The organism is Enterobacter wuhouensis, assembly GCF_004331265.1.
In the GTDB taxonomy this organism is placed as follows: Bacteria; Pseudomonadota; Gammaproteobacteria; order Enterobacterales; family Enterobacteriaceae; genus Enterobacter; species Enterobacter wuhouensis.
Map to the genome: position 1 here is coordinate 51,216 of NZ_SJOO01000003.1, position 13,882 is coordinate 65,097.

General features: G+C 58.8%; 15 protein-coding genes. 2 read left to right on the forward strand and 13 right to left on the reverse strand.

Annotated elements, in window-relative coordinates:
• Positions 1-131 precede the first annotated feature (131 nt).
• The 3 genes from rpoD to rpsU all read right to left on the reverse strand — a co-directional run bounded on the left by rpoD (position 132) and on the right by rpsU (position 4,215).
• On the reverse strand, positions 132-1,973 hold the full coding sequence (rpoD, locus tag E0L20_RS07805) for an RNA polymerase sigma factor RpoD (RefSeq protein WP_131633463.1): 1,842 nt from the start codon (positions 1,971-1,973) through the stop codon (positions 132-134).
• A gap of 165 nt (positions 1,974-2,138) precedes the next feature.
• Positions 2,139-3,884 carry a DNA primase gene (gene dnaG / locus E0L20_RS07810; protein ID WP_131633464.1) on the reverse strand — a complete coding sequence of 582 codons (1,746 nt, stop codon included), beginning with the start codon at positions 3,882-3,884 and terminating at the stop codon, positions 2,139-2,141.
• Between the two features lie 115 nt (positions 3,885-3,999).
• Positions 4,000-4,215 (reverse strand): 30S ribosomal protein S21, encoded by a 216-nt coding sequence (rpsU, locus tag E0L20_RS07815; protein ID WP_001144069.1) that lies wholly within the window; start codon positions 4,213-4,215, stop codon positions 4,000-4,002.
• Positions 4,216-4,451: 236 nt separating this feature from the next.
• Here rpsU and tsaD point away from each other — a divergent pair, with 236 nt between their 5' ends.
• Complete coding sequence (tsaD, locus tag E0L20_RS07820) at positions 4,452-5,465, forward strand: tRNA (adenosine(37)-N6)-threonylcarbamoyltransferase complex transferase subunit TsaD (protein ID WP_131633465.1); 1,014 nt, start codon at positions 4,452-4,454, stop codon at positions 5,463-5,465.
• 44 nt (positions 5,466-5,509) lie between these two features.
• On the opposite strand, the gene ureG is transcribed toward tsaD, so the two are convergent.
• The 10 genes from ureG to plsY form a co-directional block, all read right to left on the reverse strand.
• Complete coding sequence (gene ureG, locus E0L20_RS07825) at positions 5,510-6,127, reverse strand: urease accessory protein UreG (RefSeq protein WP_131633466.1); 618 nt, start codon at positions 6,125-6,127, stop codon at positions 5,510-5,512.
• Between the two features lie 9 nt (positions 6,128-6,136).
• Complete coding sequence (locus E0L20_RS07830) at positions 6,137-6,811, reverse strand: urease accessory protein UreF (protein ID WP_131633467.1); 675 nt, start codon at positions 6,809-6,811, stop codon at positions 6,137-6,139.
• Positions 6,811-7,350: a HupE/UreJ family protein gene (locus E0L20_RS07835; protein WP_131633468.1), complete on the reverse strand. Its 540-nt coding sequence runs from the start codon at positions 7,348-7,350 to the stop codon at positions 6,811-6,813. The genes E0L20_RS07830 and E0L20_RS07835 overlap by 1 nt, the downstream gene beginning before the upstream one ends.
• 9 nt (positions 7,351-7,359) lie before the next feature.
• The gene (gene ureE / locus E0L20_RS07840; protein WP_131633469.1) at positions 7,360-7,818 is read right to left on the reverse strand and encodes an urease accessory protein UreE; all 459 of its coding nucleotides are present in this window, start codon (positions 7,816-7,818) and stop codon (positions 7,360-7,362) included.
• A 9-nt stretch (positions 7,819-7,827) separates the two neighbouring features.
• Entirely contained in the window at positions 7,828-9,531 is a 1,704-nt protein-coding gene (gene ureC / locus E0L20_RS07845) for an urease subunit alpha (protein ID WP_131633470.1), read from the reverse strand.
• A complete protein-coding gene (locus tag E0L20_RS07850; RefSeq protein ID WP_131633843.1) occupies positions 9,524-9,838 on the reverse strand; it encodes an urease subunit beta in 315 nt (104 codons plus the stop codon). Before E0L20_RS07850 ends, ureC begins: the two co-directional genes overlap by 8 nt.
• A gap of 10 nt (positions 9,839-9,848) precedes the next feature.
• Positions 9,849-10,151: an urease subunit gamma gene (locus E0L20_RS07855; protein ID WP_006811999.1), complete on the reverse strand. Its 303-nt coding sequence runs from the start codon at positions 10,149-10,151 to the stop codon at positions 9,849-9,851.
• A gap of 10 nt (positions 10,152-10,161) precedes the next feature.
• Positions 10,162-10,989 carry an urease accessory protein UreD gene (locus E0L20_RS07860; RefSeq protein ID WP_131633471.1) on the reverse strand — a complete coding sequence of 276 codons (828 nt, stop codon included), beginning with the start codon at positions 10,987-10,989 and terminating at the stop codon, positions 10,162-10,164.
• Between the two features lie 190 nt (positions 10,990-11,179).
• Complete coding sequence (locus E0L20_RS07865; protein ID WP_131633472.1) at positions 11,180-12,646, reverse strand: MFS transporter; 1,467 nt, start codon at positions 12,644-12,646, stop codon at positions 11,180-11,182.
• Between the two features lie 93 nt (positions 12,647-12,739).
• Entirely contained in the window at positions 12,740-13,354 is a 615-nt protein-coding gene (gene plsY, locus E0L20_RS07870) for a glycerol-3-phosphate 1-O-acyltransferase PlsY (RefSeq protein WP_010435699.1), read from the reverse strand.
• A 107-nt stretch (positions 13,355-13,461) separates the two neighbouring features.
• On the opposite strand from plsY, the gene folB reads away from it, so the two are divergent.
• The gene (gene folB / locus E0L20_RS07875) at positions 13,462-13,830 is read left to right on the forward strand and encodes a bifunctional dihydroneopterin aldolase/7,8-dihydroneopterin epimerase (RefSeq protein WP_131633473.1); all 369 of its coding nucleotides are present in this window, start codon (positions 13,462-13,464) and stop codon (positions 13,828-13,830) included.
• Positions 13,831-13,882: the final 52 nt, after the last annotated feature.

Sequence of the window (13,882 nt, forward strand, 5' to 3'; positions counted from 1 at the left end):
AAAAATGATAATGAAAATAAATATCATTTACAATTGCATGTTCGCGCTGTTACCCCTACCAATTTTTGTACTCTGCGGAAAATCCGCAAAAAAAAAGCTCCCCGGAGGGAGCTTTTCAATAACGGGAACGATTAGTCGTCCAGGAAGCTGCGCAGCACTTCAGAGCGGCTTGGATGGCGCAGCTTACGCAGCGCTTTCGCTTCGATCTGACGGATACGCTCGCGGGTAACGTCGAACTGTTTACCCACTTCTTCCAGCGTGTGGTCGGTGTTCATATCGATACCGAAACGCATACGCAGCACTTTCGCTTCACGGGCGGTCAGGCCAGCCAGAACGTCGTGCGTGGCGGCACGCAGGCTCTCGGTGGTCGCAGAGTCCAGCGGCAGCTCGAGGGTGGTATCCTCGATGAAATCACCCAGATGCGAATCTTCATCGTCGCCGATTGGCGTTTCCATGGAGATTGGCTCTTTGGCGATCTTCAGCACTTTGCGGATCTTGTCTTCCGGCATCAGCATGCGCTCGGCCAGCTCTTCCGGCGTCGGCTCGCGGCCCATCTCCTGCAGCATCTGGCGGGAGATACGGTTGAGCTTGTTGATGGTCTCAATCATATGCACCGGAATACGGATGGTGCGCGCCTGGTCTGCGATAGAGCGGGTGATCGCCTGACGGATCCACCATGTCGCGTAGGTGGAGAACTTGTAACCACGACGGTATTCAAACTTATCTACCGCTTTCATCAGACCGATGTTGCCTTCCTGGATCAGATCCAGGAACTGCAGACCACGGTTGGTGTATTTCTTGGCGATAGAGATAACCAGACGTAAGTTCGCTTCAACCATCTCTTTCTTCGCACGGCGGGCTTTCGCTTCACCGATGGACATACGACGGTTAATGTCTTTCACCTGCTCGATGGTCAGGCCGGTTTCTTCTTCAATCTGCTGCAGCTTCTGCAGGCCACGATGGACGTCTTCCTTCACGTCGTGCAGTTTTTCAGACCACGGCTTGTTCATCGCGATAGCCGCGTTGAACCAGGTTTCGCTGGTTTCGTTACCGGTGAAGAGAGTGATGAAGTTCTTCTTCGGCATTTTGCACTGCTCAACGCACAGCTTCATGATGATGCGTTCCTGGGTGCGTACGCGATCCATCATCACGCGCATGCTGTTAACCAGGTAGTCGAACTGTTTTGGCACCAGGCGGAACTGTTTGAATACTTCAGACAGCTTCAGGATCTCTTCCTGAGCGGCGGCGTGGCTGCGGCCTTTTGCCTTGATGGTATCGCGGGCCAGTTCGTACTGGGTACGCAGCTCGCCAAACTTCTCACGCGCCAGTTCAGGGTCGATGCTGTTGTCATCGTCGCTGTCGTCTTCTTCTTCCTCGTCTTCTTCTTCGTCGTCATCCATCTCTTCCTGAGACAGTTCAGAACCGACGTGAGTGGCGGTTGGCGCCATATCTTCTTCAGCGTTCGGGTCGACAAAGCCGGTGATAAGGTCGGAGAGGCGAGCTTCTTCAGCTTCAACGCGATCGTACTGCTCCAGCAGGTAGGTGATCGCTTCCGGGTATTCGGCAACAGAGCACTGCACCTGGTTGATACCGTCTTCGATGCGTTTCGCGATGTCGATTTCGCCTTCGCGGGTCAGCAGTTCAACGGTACCCATTTCGCGCATGTACATGCGGACCGGGTCAGTGGTACGCCCGATTTCAGATTCCACGCTGGACAGTACCTGTGCAGCAGCTTCTTCCGCATCTTCGTCAGTGTTGTTGGAGGTTTCAGCCAGCAACAGATCATCGGCATCAGGTGCTTCTTCCATCACCTGAATACCCATGTCATTGATCATTTGGATGATGTCTTCGATCTGATCTGAATCGACGATATCTTCCGGCAGATGGTCATTGACCTCGGCATAGGTCAGATAGCCTTGCTCCTTACCGCGTTGGACAAGAAGTTTCAGCTGTGACTGCGGGTTTTGCTCCATAAGACGGTATCCACACTTAATTCGTTTGATTGGTGTCGGCGGTGGGGCTGCCAACCTTTAAAGCGAGGGCGTACTTATATTTTTGCCGCTGCCTCTCAGTGCGGCTGCCGGGGGCTTCCCGATCGATATTCGGCACTTAAGCCGTTAAATACTTTTGTCTTTCACTTATTTTCTTGCCAGTTCCTGGTTAATCATCCAGAGCTCCCGGCGTTCTTCGCTGCTTAAGCCGTGCGTGCGCTCGCGAGCGATCAGCTCTTCCTGGCGCAACTCAAGCATCGAATCAAACATATGGTTGAGTGAGTCGGTGAACGTTTTTTCTGCGATATCCTTATCTGCTATATCGTCCCACATCGACAGTTTTTCAAGGGTAGCGGCCTCTTTTGTGCCGCGATAATGTTCTAAAAGTTGTCCGGTGGTCAGACCTGGCTGCGACAAACAAGTGTTGACCAGTTCTGAAAATAAGCCAAGTCCGGGCAATTTTTCGTGGTTCAAACCCGCCAGCGACGGCACCTGCGGAGCAAGTTCGGGGTTTTGGACCAGTAACCCTATCAGTATACGCATGGTTGTGCGTTTTAGCTGAGGCGCGGGGCGAACCGTGCCGTTTTCAGCCTGTTTTGGCATTAAACGTTCAAGCTGGCTGTCATCCAGAATGCCGAGCTTATTGCCTAACTCCTGACGCAGATAGATGCGCAGCGTTTCGCCGGGCACCTGAGTGATTAGCGGCAGCGCCAGCGTGCTGAGCTGCGCGCGCCCGTCAGGGGTACTCAAATCAACCCGCGGCATCAGGCTGTTAAACAGAAACGTGGAGAGCGGCTGTGCCTGCTCCATCCGCGCTTCAAACGCTGCCTTGCCCTCTTTACGCACCAGCGTATCCGGGTCTTCACCGTCGGGCAGAAACATAAAGCGCAGCTGACGCCCGTCGGTCATGTACGGCAGCGCGGTTTCCAGCGCGCGCCAGGCGGCGTCGCGGCCTGCGCGGTCACCGTCGTAACAACAAATCACGTTGTTCGTGACGCGGAACAGCAGCTGGATGTGATCCGCCGTGGTAGACGTCCCTAATGACGCTACCGCGTAGTTAATGTCGTACTGCGCCAGCGCAACGACGTCCATATAGCCTTCGACGACCAGAAGACGCGGAGGTTCCGCATTATCCTGCTGCGCCTCATAAAGACCGTACAGCTGGCGGCCCTTATGGAAAATATCGGTTTCCGGGGAGTTGAGGTACTTCGGCATGCCGTCACCCAGCACGCGACCGCCAAAACCAATCACCCGGCCACGCTTGTCGCGGATCGGGAACATCACCCGTTCGCGGAAGCGGTCGTAGCTTCGTCCCTGGTCGTTGGTGACCAGCATGCCTGCATCGATGAGAGACTTACGATCTTCGCTATTGCCGCCAAAACGCTTTAACACGTTGTCCCAGCCGGGCGGGGCGTAACCAATAGCGAAACGCGCAATGACATCGTCGCTCAGTCCGCGCTTGTTCAGATACTGACGCGCAGGCTCAGCCGCAGAGTGCTTAAGAGACTGTTGATAAAACGAATTCAGGCCATCCAGCAGTTGATACAGCGTTTGCCGTTGATGACGCTCGATCTGACTTGGCCCGCTGCCGGCTTCATAGGGCACTTCAAGGTTATGCATCGCCGCCAGCTCTTCGACGGTTTCAACGAACTCGAGCTTGTCGTAGTTCATCAAAAAATCGACGGCATTACCGTGTGCGCCACAGCCGAAGCAGTGGTAGAACTGCTTTTCACCGTTTACGGTGAAAGAGGGGGTTTTTTCGTTATGGAACGGACAGCACGCATGGTAGTTCTTGCCCTGCTTTTTTAGCTTTACCCGCGCGTCGATGAGATCGACGATGTCGGTTCTGGCAAGCAGGTCATTGATGAAAACGCGTGGGATTCTTCCGGCCATATGCCCCAAAATTTTAAGCGACTTATAAACGAAAACAAGCCGCGCATTCCTTCCGGAAGCACGGCCTTACGACTATTACTCTGTCTGTCAATTGAGGGCTGAGGCCCTCAACCAATTAGTACAGACGAGTACGGCGTGCGTTTTCGCGAGCCAGTTTCTTCGCGTGACGTTTCACAGCGGAAGCTTTAGCGCGCTTACGTTCGGTCGTTGGTTTTTCATAAAACTCACGACGACGAACTTCAGCCAGAACACCTGCTTTCTCGCATGAACGTTTGAAGCGACGCAGTGCTACGTCGAACGGCTCGTTTTCACGTACTTTAATTACCGGCATGTAACTCTCACCTTTAATAAATTCGGTTTGCCGCTGGCATCAACGCCAGCTTATTTCAAAATGGTGCGGAATTTTACTGCAAATGCTGCTGCTTTGTAAAGCACCGATGCGATTTTGAAAGGGACTTTAATAAGGGTGAGGAGTATACACGAGCCTTCTTCCTGGGGCGAACAAAGTTTTACATCAACCCGCCCAGGCTCTACACTGCGCGGTATTGAAACGAGGTAAATCAAGTCATGCGTGTACTGGGTATTGAAACATCCTGCGATGAAACCGGCATCGCCATTTACGACGACGAAAAAGGGCTTCTGGCCAACCAGCTGTATAGTCAGGTGAAATTGCACGCTGACTACGGCGGCGTTGTGCCTGAACTGGCCTCTCGTGACCACGTGCGTAAGACGGTTCCCCTGATTCAGGCGGCGCTGAAGGAAGCCGGATTAACGGCAAAAGAGATTGATGCAGTGGCGTATACCGCAGGCCCGGGCCTGGTCGGCGCGCTGCTGGTTGGCGCTACCGTTGGCCGCTCGCTGGCCTTCGCGTGGGATGTTCCGGCGATCCCGGTCCACCATATGGAAGGGCATCTTCTGGCGCCGATGCTGGAAGACAATCCGCCTGAATTCCCGTTTGTCGCGCTGCTGGTCTCCGGCGGCCATACCCAGCTGATTAGCGTAACGGGCATTGGCAAGTACGAGCTGCTGGGCGAGTCCATCGACGACGCCGCCGGTGAAGCCTTCGACAAAACCGCCAAGCTGCTGGGGCTGGATTACCCGGGTGGCCCGATGCTGTCCAAAATGGCGTCGCAGGGAACGGAAGGGCGTTTTGTCTTCCCGCGTCCGATGACCGACCGTCCGGGGCTGGACTTCAGCTTCTCCGGGCTGAAAACCTTCGCGGCTAACACGATCCGCAATAACGACAACGACGAGCAGACCCGTGCCGATATCGCCCGCGCGTTTGAAGATGCGGTGGTGGATACGCTGATGATCAAGTGCAAGCGCGCGCTGGATCAGACCGACTTTAAGCGTCTGGTGATGGCGGGCGGCGTGAGCGCCAACCGCACGCTGCGCGCGAAGCTCGCCGAGATGATGCAAAAGCGTCGCGGAGAGGTGTTCTATGCCCGTCCGGAATTTTGTACCGATAACGGCGCGATGATTGCCTACGCGGGTATGGTGCGCCTGAATGCGGGCGCAACGTCCGACCTGAGCGTGTCCGTGCGTCCGCGCTGGCCGCTGGCGGAACTGCCGGAGGCGTAATCCCTCACCCTAACCCTCTCCCACAGGGAGAGGGGATCGTTTGATTACACCCGCAGCATCCCTTTCGCTTCCAGAAACGCAATAATCGTCGCTAAGCCGTCACCCGCCTTCAGGTTGGTAAACGTCCACGGGCGCTCGCCGCGCATGCGGTTGGTATCGCGCTCCATCACCTCCAGCGACGCACCGACGTACGGCGCGAGATCGGTTTTATTGATCACCAGAAAATCGGATTTGGTGATCCCCGGCCCGCCCTTGCGCGGAATTTTTTCCCCTTCGGCCACGTCGATCACGTAAATAGTCAGATCCGCCAGCTCCGGGCTGAACGTTGCGCTCAGGTTGTCGCCGCCGCTTTCAACGAAGATCAGATCCAGATTGCCGAACTTCTCGCTTAACGCCTCCACCGCCGCCAGGTTCATTGAGGCGTCTTCGCGGATGGCGGTATGCGGGCATCCGCCGGTTTCCACGCCCACGATGCGCTCCGGCTCCAGCGCGCCCGCCTCGGTCAGGATGCGCTGATCCTCTTTGGTGTAGATATCGTTGGTCACCACCGCCAGATGGTAGGTGTCGCGCATCGCCTTGCAGAGCGCCTCCAGCAGCGCCGTTTTGCCCGATCCGACCGGGCCGCCCACGCCTACGCGCAGGGGATGTTTGTAATCAGCCATGTTGACTCCTCAGGAACGGAATAGTCGTGAATATTGGGTTTCGTGGCGCGCGGAGGCGATGGCCGAAAGCGGCGTCGCTGCCCCCAGCTCGTCGTCACTGCGTAAAAATGCCTGTTCAAAACCAGCGGCGTAGTGGTCGCTCAGTTCGATAATCAGCTGCTGCGCGGCCTGCTGCCCAAACGGCACCAGCTTGACGCCCGCCATCACCGCGCTCTCCATCCAGCTGTAGCCCAGGCTTAGCGCCAGCTCGCGCACGCTAATGCCCCAGCGCACGCCGAGCCACGCCATGCCGCAGAGCTGGCTCTGCATAAACAGCGGTAGCCACGCTGCCGGACAATCCGGCTCCCAGCTTTTGATGAGGCGCGTAAAGGCCGCGCCGCGGTTGCGCTCCTCTTCGCGCAGCTCGCGCGTTTCCCGGCAGGCGAGAAGGTATGCCGTCCAATGTTTTGCCATCGCCAGATCCTGCTGCTCGCAGGCCTGGAACAGCCGGGTAAACAGCGGAAGGTCGACGCAGAAAAAGCTCTGCTCCATCTGCTGGATCTGCCAGCGTTTAAAGGCCTCGGCGTCCGTGACCCAGCCTGCCTCAACGGCCCACTCCAGCCCCTGCGACCAGGTAAACGACCCGACCGGCAGGCTGCTGCTGGAGAGCTGCATCAGGCGCAGCCTCTGGCGGGCGTGCTCCATCAGCTCATCAGCGCCAGCAGGGCGGAGACGATCAGCCCGCCGCCGAAGGTTTTACGCAGGCCGTCGTGACGGCGCAGCAGCAGCCCTGCGGCAAAGCTGGCGCACAGCACCGTGGCGCTGGCGAGCATAAAGCCGCTGGTGAACAGCCAGAAGCTGTGGCCGGACATCTCCACGCCGTGCGCCCAGCCGTGGAACATCGCCAGGGCAGGCACCGCCAGCAGCAGGCGGTTTTCAGTTTTAAACATCATTACGCCGGATACCGCCAGCGAGGCGATAATCAGCATCTCCATGCCGCTAAAGCCGCCGAGCAGGCTGCCCGCAATCGCGCCGACAAGCATCATGCCGAGGGTGGCAAACGGCAGCAGAAGCCTGCGACCGCTCAGGGCAGAGAGCACGCCCGCGCCGGTCAGCATCAGCAGGTGATCGAGCCCGGTCAGCGGATGGAGAAAACCGGCCTGAAAGCTGTCGGTGCCGTGGCCGGGATGGGCGAGCGCCGGAACGGAAAAGGCCAGAAGCAGCAGAGGTAAATACTTACGCATGATTGATCCTTAATGTGAATGAGCGTGAGAGTGGCTGTGGGCATCGCTGGTATAAGCGCCCGCTTCCGGTTCAAACGGCAGGCTGGCGTAGGCCACCTCCAGCCCGAACTGGCGCAGCATGTCGTCAAGAACGTGGTCGTGGTGATAGCGCAGCTCGCCGGGCATGATCTGCAGCGGCACGTGGCGGTTGCCCAGGTGGTAGCAGGCGCGGGCGAGCAGGAACGGATCGGCGCAGCGCACTACGGATACGGACTCCGGGGCGGCGAGCACTTCGATCACCTCGCTGCCGTCGTCGGTGGTCAGCAGGTCGCCCCCGCGCAGCAGCAGGCCGCGCGGCAGCATCAGCCCGGCTTCGCGACCGTCGTTCAGCGATACGCGGGCGCGGCTTTTCACCCGTACGTCAATCGGCAGCGTGACGCTGGCGGTGACGGGGTGGGCATGGTCCAGGCGTTGGGTTAAATAGATCATTATCACTCCTCAAAACAGGAAATAGCGTTGCGCCATCGGCAGAACGTCAGCCGGTTCGCTGGTTATCAGTTCGCCGTCGACGCGCACCTCGTAGGTTTGCGAGTCGACGGTGATATTCGGCTGCAGGCCGTTGTGGATCATGTCCGCCTTTTTCACCGTTCGGCAGCCTTTCACCACCGCGGTGGCGCTCTGCAGGTTGAGCTGCTGCGGGATGCCGTTCGCACTGGCGGCCTGCGAGATAAACGTCAGCCGGGTGGCGTGGCGCGCGGCGCCCAGCGATCCAAACATCGGGCGGTAATGCACCGGCTGCGGCGTAGGGATCGAGGCGTTGATATCCCCCATCGGCGCACAGGCGATCATCCCGCCCTTGACGATGGTGGTGGGCTTGACGCCGAAGAACGCCGGGGACCAGACCACCAGATCCGCCAGCTTGCCTGCCTCAATTGAACCGACTTCGTGGGCGATGCCGTGGGTGAGCGCCGGGTTGATGGTGTACTTGGCGACGTAGCGCTTCACGCGGAAGTTGTCGTTATCGCCCGTCTCTTCCGGCAGCGCGCCGCGCTGAACCTTCATACGGTGCGCCACCTGCCAGGTGCGGATAATCACTTCCCCGACGCGGCCCATCGCCTGCGAATCTGACGAGGTGAGCGAGAACGCGCCGATGTCGTGCAGCACGTCTTCGGCAGCGATGGTTTCACGACGAATGCGGGATTCGGCAAACGCCACGTCCTCGGCGATATCCGGGTCGAGGTGGTGGCAAACCATCAGCATGTCGAGATGCTCGTCGATGGTGTTCACCGTGTAGGGCAAGGTCGGATTGGTGGAGGAAGGCAGAATATTCGGGTGCGCGCAGGCGGTGATGATATCCGGTGCGTGGCCGCCGCCCGCGCCTTCGGTGTGGAAGGTGTGGATGGTGCGCCCTGCGATGGCCGCCAGCGTGTCTTCGACAAAACCGGACTCGTTCAGCGTGTCGCTGTGCAGCGCCACCTGAATATCCATCTCTTCCGCCACCTCCAGCGAGCAGTCGATCGCCGCAGGCGTCGCGCCCCAGTCTTCGTGGATCTTCAGCCCGATAGCACCGGCGGCAATCTGTTCCCGCAGGGCGTCCGGATTGGAGCCGTTACCCTTGCCGAGCAGGCCGATATTCACCGGCAGGGTATCGGCAGCCTGCAGCATGCGGGCGATATACCACGGCCCCGGCGTACAGGTGGTGGCGTTGGTGCCCGCCGCCGGTCCGGTGCCGCCGCCGATCATGGTGGTGACGCCGGAGACCAGCGCCTCTTCCGCCTGCTGCGGGCAGATCCAGTGGATGTGGGTGTCGATCCCGCCAGCGGTGACGATCTTCCCCTCGGCGGCGATGACTTCCGTTGCCGCACCGATCGGGATCGTCACGCCGGGCTGAATGTCCGGGTTGCCGGCCTTGCCGACGGCAAAGATCCGCCCGTTCTTCACGCCGATATCGGCCTTGACGATCCCCCAGTGATCGACGATCAGCGCGTTGGTCAGGACCAGATCCACGCACCCGTCAGCGGTCATTTGACCCTGACCCATGCCGTCGCGGATCACCTTTCCGCCGCCGAACTTGACCTCTTCGCCGTAGATCGTGAGATCGTCCTCCACTTCGATCCACAGCTCGCTGTCGGCCAGCCGAACTTTATCCCCGGTGGTGGGGCCGAACATATCGGCATACGCCCGGCGTGAAATGTCAGCCATGTTTCACCTCTCCCATTACGTCACCGCGAAAGCCGAAAATGCGCTGCGCGCCCGCGATCTGAACCAGCGTCACCTCGCGCTTCTGGCCGGGCTCAAAGCGCACGGCTGTGCCCGCCGGGATGTTCAGGCGGTAGCCCTTGGTGGCTTCCCGATCGAACTTCAGCGCCGGATTGACCTCGTAAAAGTGGTAGTGCGATCCAACCTGGATCGGCCTGTCGCCGTGGTTTTCGACGATCGCGATTTGGGTTTCTCGCCCGACGTTGAGAGCAATAGTGCCGGGCTGGATCTGGTATTCGCCTGGGATCATCATGCGCTCCTTAGACGATAGGGTTGTGGACGGTGACGAGCTTGGAGCCGTCCGGGAAGGTGGCTTCGACCTGAATATCCGGGATCATCTCCGGCACGCCCTCCATCACCTGATCGCGCCTCAGGACGTGGCGGCCTGCCTCCATCAGCGAGGCAACGGTTTCGCCATCGCGCGCGCCTTCCATGATGAAGGCGCTGATCAGCGCGACCGATTCCGGGTAGTTGAGCTTTACCCCGCGCGCAAGGCGGCGCTCGGCAACCAGCGCGGCGGTGAACAGCAACAGCTTGTCTTTTTCTCTGGGGGTCAGTTCCATAACGTTTCTCTTATGTCTGCCAGATGCGGGGTGAACAGGCGGCTTTGGTGGTTAAAAGGGGGCGAAGCGACTGCCAGATCTCGCGCATCGCCCGCTGGCAAATCAGGTTATCGTGGGAGAGAAAGCGCACCGACAGCAGGCCATCGGTGAGCGTTGCCCCCGCATAATTTTCCAGCGGGGCGAGCCGTTCGCGCACCGCGTCGAGATGTTCTTCCCGGGCAGGATAAAACAGCAGGGTGCCGATCCACGGATGCCCGGCGACGGGCGTAAGATCGCCATCGCTGAGGTGCTGGCGTTCAATCAGGCGCGGTTCATCATCCACCCACACCTCAAGGCGGCTTTCCAGCGTGCCGTGGCTGAAGGTTTCGTTAATCACCGGGCGGCCCAGGCAGTAAAGCTCCCAGGCCAGCAGCGTGCTGGAGGCCTTAAGATGAAAGACGGAGCGCAGCATCGCGTTTGCACCGGGAAAGATAATGGTGTCCTGCGGCAGCCACTCCAGCGTGGCGTTTTCCTCAAGGTAAAAATGCTGGCTCAGACGCGCCTGCGGGCCGCTGCTGCGATAGAACTTGCTGGCGCCGGGCATGGTGATAAGCGCGTGGCTTTTGGCGTCCAGCCGAACGGAAATGTCCAGCGTATCGCCGCCCACAATCCCGCCGGGCGGGTGCAGCAGGTAGAGGTGGCAGGTTTCCCCTTCGGGATAAAACGGACGCTGGACGGTAAGCGGCCCGACGTGGTGGGCGGAGTGCAGGAGGGTTTTCTCAGGGGTATGACAAAACTGGAGGGCAAGCGATGCCTGCCAGCCTTTATACGTATTATCAGTGACCTGAGTTGCTAACATGCTGCATCCATTTCCACACCATCGGGATACTTTTCAGTATGCCCTGGCGGAAATGAAGGCTGTCATATGAGTCGCTTATGGATAAAAAACGGCTGATGTGATTTTCGCCCGGCGGCGCTACGCTTGCACGGGCCTACAGGGTAATGTGCAGTGTAGGCCGGGTAAGCGCAGCGCCACCCGGCAGGAAAGGCTAGCGATAATCCTCCGCATCCACATCATACCCGGACGGCTCCCAGCGGATCGCCAGCAGCGACGCCAGGCCGATAAACGGCGCCAGCGCAATCACCCAGAACACGGCGGTATCCAGCGAGGCGACCAGCAGCGGGAACAGGAACAGCGACAGCGTCGAGCTGCTGCGCATCAGCGTCTGGTTGAGGCCCACGCCCACGCCGCGCAGCGAGGTCGGGTAGCTCAATGAAGCAAACGTCATGGTATGCGCGCCCGGCCCGAAGCCCTGACCGAACAGGAACAGCGCCAGCATCGCCACGGCGACTACGCCCTCCGCCGCGCCTTCCGGTCGGCCAATCAGCGCCAGCCCGAGCAGCGCCACAAGCTGGCAGGCATAGCCCGCGAGCGACATCCGCCACGCGCCGAAGCGCGGCACGTAGCGTACCGCCAGCAGTCCGCCGACGAAGGCAAACAGCAGGTTAAGCACCAGCGAAATGAGTATGGTGGTGAGCATCGACTGCACGAAGAAGCTGGAGATAATCACCGGCAGGCCAAAGGCCACGGCGTTGTAGGCGAACGAGGAGACGACGGACAGCAGCGTGGCGAGCGTGGTGCGCCGCAGATAGATGCCGCGGAACAGGTTGAGGTAGTTCGACCATTTTGCCTTGTTAACCACCGGCGCGGGCTGGGCAAGCGCATCCTGCGGCACGTGGGCGTTGATATTGTACGACTGGCGAAGGATGGATGCGGCCTCCTTCAGGTTGCCCTGATTGGCCGCCCAGACCGGGGACTCGCTCATGTAACGGCTGCGAATGGCGATGATCGCCAGCGCGGGCACCGCGCCAAAGCCGAGGATGATGCGCCAGAGCCAGTCGCTGTGGCTTTCAGGCAGTACGGCGTAGAAGAAGAGAACCAGTAAGTAGGAAATACTGATGGCCGCATACCAGGTAGGGCACCACATCGCGACGCTGGAGGCCTTATTCCCCGGGCCTTTCAGTTTGGCGAACTCGCTCAGAAAGGCCATCGCCACGGGAAGGTCGATCCCCACGCCGAGCCCCATGACAAAGCGCGCGCCTGCCAGCACATATTCGTTCGGGGCCAGCGCACAGGCGATAGCGGCGACGACAAAGAACACCATGTCGGCCATAAACACGCGGTAGCGCCCGATTTTATCCGTGAGATAGCCGCCGAGCAGCGCCCCGACGATGGCACCAAAGGTAATGGCCGACGCCACCATCCCTGTGCCAGCAGGGGTTAAATTGAATTCGCGGGTAATGTCCTTGATGCCAAACGCCAGCGCGCCGAGATCGTAGGCGTCGAGAAAAATACCGCCCAGCGCGATACCCACCACGATACGGGCGTTGGCCCGGCCCTGAGAACCGTCGTTAACCAGACGTGAAACGTCCGATGCGCTGCGCACCCACCTTATGTCGCCATCCGGGGTGCTTCCTGCCGTTGAAAGGGGAGTTGTATCTGTGATTTCTGCCATTTTTCTTTTTGTGTGGTTGTGTTGTGTCTCTAACAGTTACCACAGGCAGAAGGTGACCAAAATCACATTTGGTTATAAGGCATAACGAACGGTTTATTTAGCGTCTTTCTTTTTACGCTTGAGCTTCGTCCAGATCTTCGTTTCCTGACGCCGCCACAGGCGCTGAATATTGTCGTGATGGCGCAGCAGGATCAGGCAGGAGAGCATCGACACCGGGAAGGTGAACTGGGGTTTGAACCACCATACGTAGAACGGGGCAATCAGCGCGCTGACGATAGCGCCCAGCGACGAGTAGCCGCTCAACAGAATGGTGAGCAGCCAGGTGCCGGCCATTACGCCGGTCAAATCCCAGCCGATAGGCGCAATCGCACCAAAGGCCGTTGCGACGCCTTTGCCTCCTTTGAAACCGAAGAACACGGGCCAGATATGGCCGACGCAGGCGGCGATGGCGATAAGGCCAAGCCAGAACGGCGTGACGCCCAGCGCGTAAGCGCCCCAGACGGGAAGCATTCCTTTCAGAACATCAAAAATCAAAACCGCTACGGCTGCTCCCTTGCCGCCAATTCGTAGTACATTGGTCGCCCCGGGATTCCCGGACCCGCTTTCGCGCGGATCGGGCAACCCGGCGATGCGGCAGACCAGAATGGCGCTGGAGATTGAGCCGCAAAGGTAGGCGAGGATAATCATTCCAGGCGCGATTGCACTCATAACGCTGTTCCGTTTTGAAAATGTATCTGTATTCTCAGCATCTGTGGATAATACGCATAATTCGCCGGAAGTGGTATCCGGTTTAGCCAAAAAGCAGGCAGGTCGTGATGGATATTGTATTTATAGAGCAACTTTCGGTAATCACCACTATTGGTGTTTACGACTGGGAACAGACCATCGAGCAGAAGCTGGTGTTCGATATCGAAATGGGCTGGGATAACCGCGCGTCGGCAAAAAGCGACGATGTTAACGACTGTCTGAGCTATGCCGACATTAGCGAAGCGGTCGTGGGGCACGTGGAAGGGCAGCGTTTTGCGCTGGTGGAACGCGTGGCGGAAGAGGTGGCAGAGCTGCTGCTGAGCAAGTTCAACTCGCCGTGGGTGCGCATCAAGTTAAGCAAGCCGGGTGCCGTTGCGCGCGCCGCCAACGTAGGCGTGATTATCGAGCGTGGCACAAATCTGAAATCAAAGGTTTAACGTCATCATCGTTAAACCATTTTCGTTTATATAGGTCTTAAAGCTGTATCTT

Bases quoted from the DNA above. Each gene is read 5' to 3' on its own strand.
- ureE (WP_131633469.1), bottom strand. From the start codon at position 7,818: ATGATCTATTTAACCCAACGCCTGGACCATGCCCACCCCGTCACCGCC.
- rpsU (WP_001144069.1), bottom strand. From the start codon at position 4,215: ATGCCGGTAATTAAAGTACGTGAAAACGAGCCGTTCGACGTAGCACTG.
- dnaG (WP_131633464.1), bottom strand. From the start codon at position 3,884: ATGGCCGGAAGAATCCCACGCGTTTTCATCAATGACCTGCTTGCCAGA.
- ureG (WP_131633466.1), bottom strand. From the start codon at position 6,127: ATGGCTGATTACAAACATCCCCTGCGCGTAGGCGTGGGCGGCCCGGTC.
- folB (WP_131633473.1), top strand. From the start codon at position 13,462: ATGGATATTGTATTTATAGAGCAACTTTCGGTAATCACCACTATTGGT.
- rpoD (WP_131633463.1), bottom strand. From the start codon at position 1,973: ATGGAGCAAAACCCGCAGTCACAGCTGAAACTTCTTGTCCAACGCGGT.
- E0L20_RS07860 (WP_131633471.1), bottom strand. From the start codon at position 10,989: ATGTTAGCAACTCAGGTCACTGATAATACGTATAAAGGCTGGCAGGCA.
- E0L20_RS07865 (WP_131633472.1), bottom strand. From the start codon at position 12,646: ATGGCAGAAATCACAGATACAACTCCCCTTTCAACGGCAGGAAGCACC.
- E0L20_RS07830 (WP_131633467.1), bottom strand. From the start codon at position 6,811: ATGGAGCACGCCCGCCAGAGGCTGCGCCTGATGCAGCTCTCCAGCAGC.
- E0L20_RS07835 (WP_131633468.1), bottom strand. From the start codon at position 7,350: ATGCGTAAGTATTTACCTCTGCTGCTTCTGGCCTTTTCCGTTCCGGCG.
- ureC (WP_131633470.1), bottom strand. From the start codon at position 9,531: ATGGCTGACATTTCACGCCGGGCGTATGCCGATATGTTCGGCCCCACC.
- plsY (WP_010435699.1), bottom strand. From the start codon at position 13,354: ATGAGTGCAATCGCGCCTGGAATGATTATCCTCGCCTACCTTTGCGGC.
- E0L20_RS07855 (WP_006811999.1), bottom strand. From the start codon at position 10,151: ATGGAACTGACCCCCAGAGAAAAAGACAAGCTGTTGCTGTTCACCGCC.
- E0L20_RS07850 (WP_131633843.1), bottom strand. From the start codon at position 9,838: ATGATCCCAGGCGAATACCAGATCCAGCCCGGCACTATTGCTCTCAAC.
- tsaD (WP_131633465.1), top strand. From the start codon at position 4,452: ATGCGTGTACTGGGTATTGAAACATCCTGCGATGAAACCGGCATCGCC.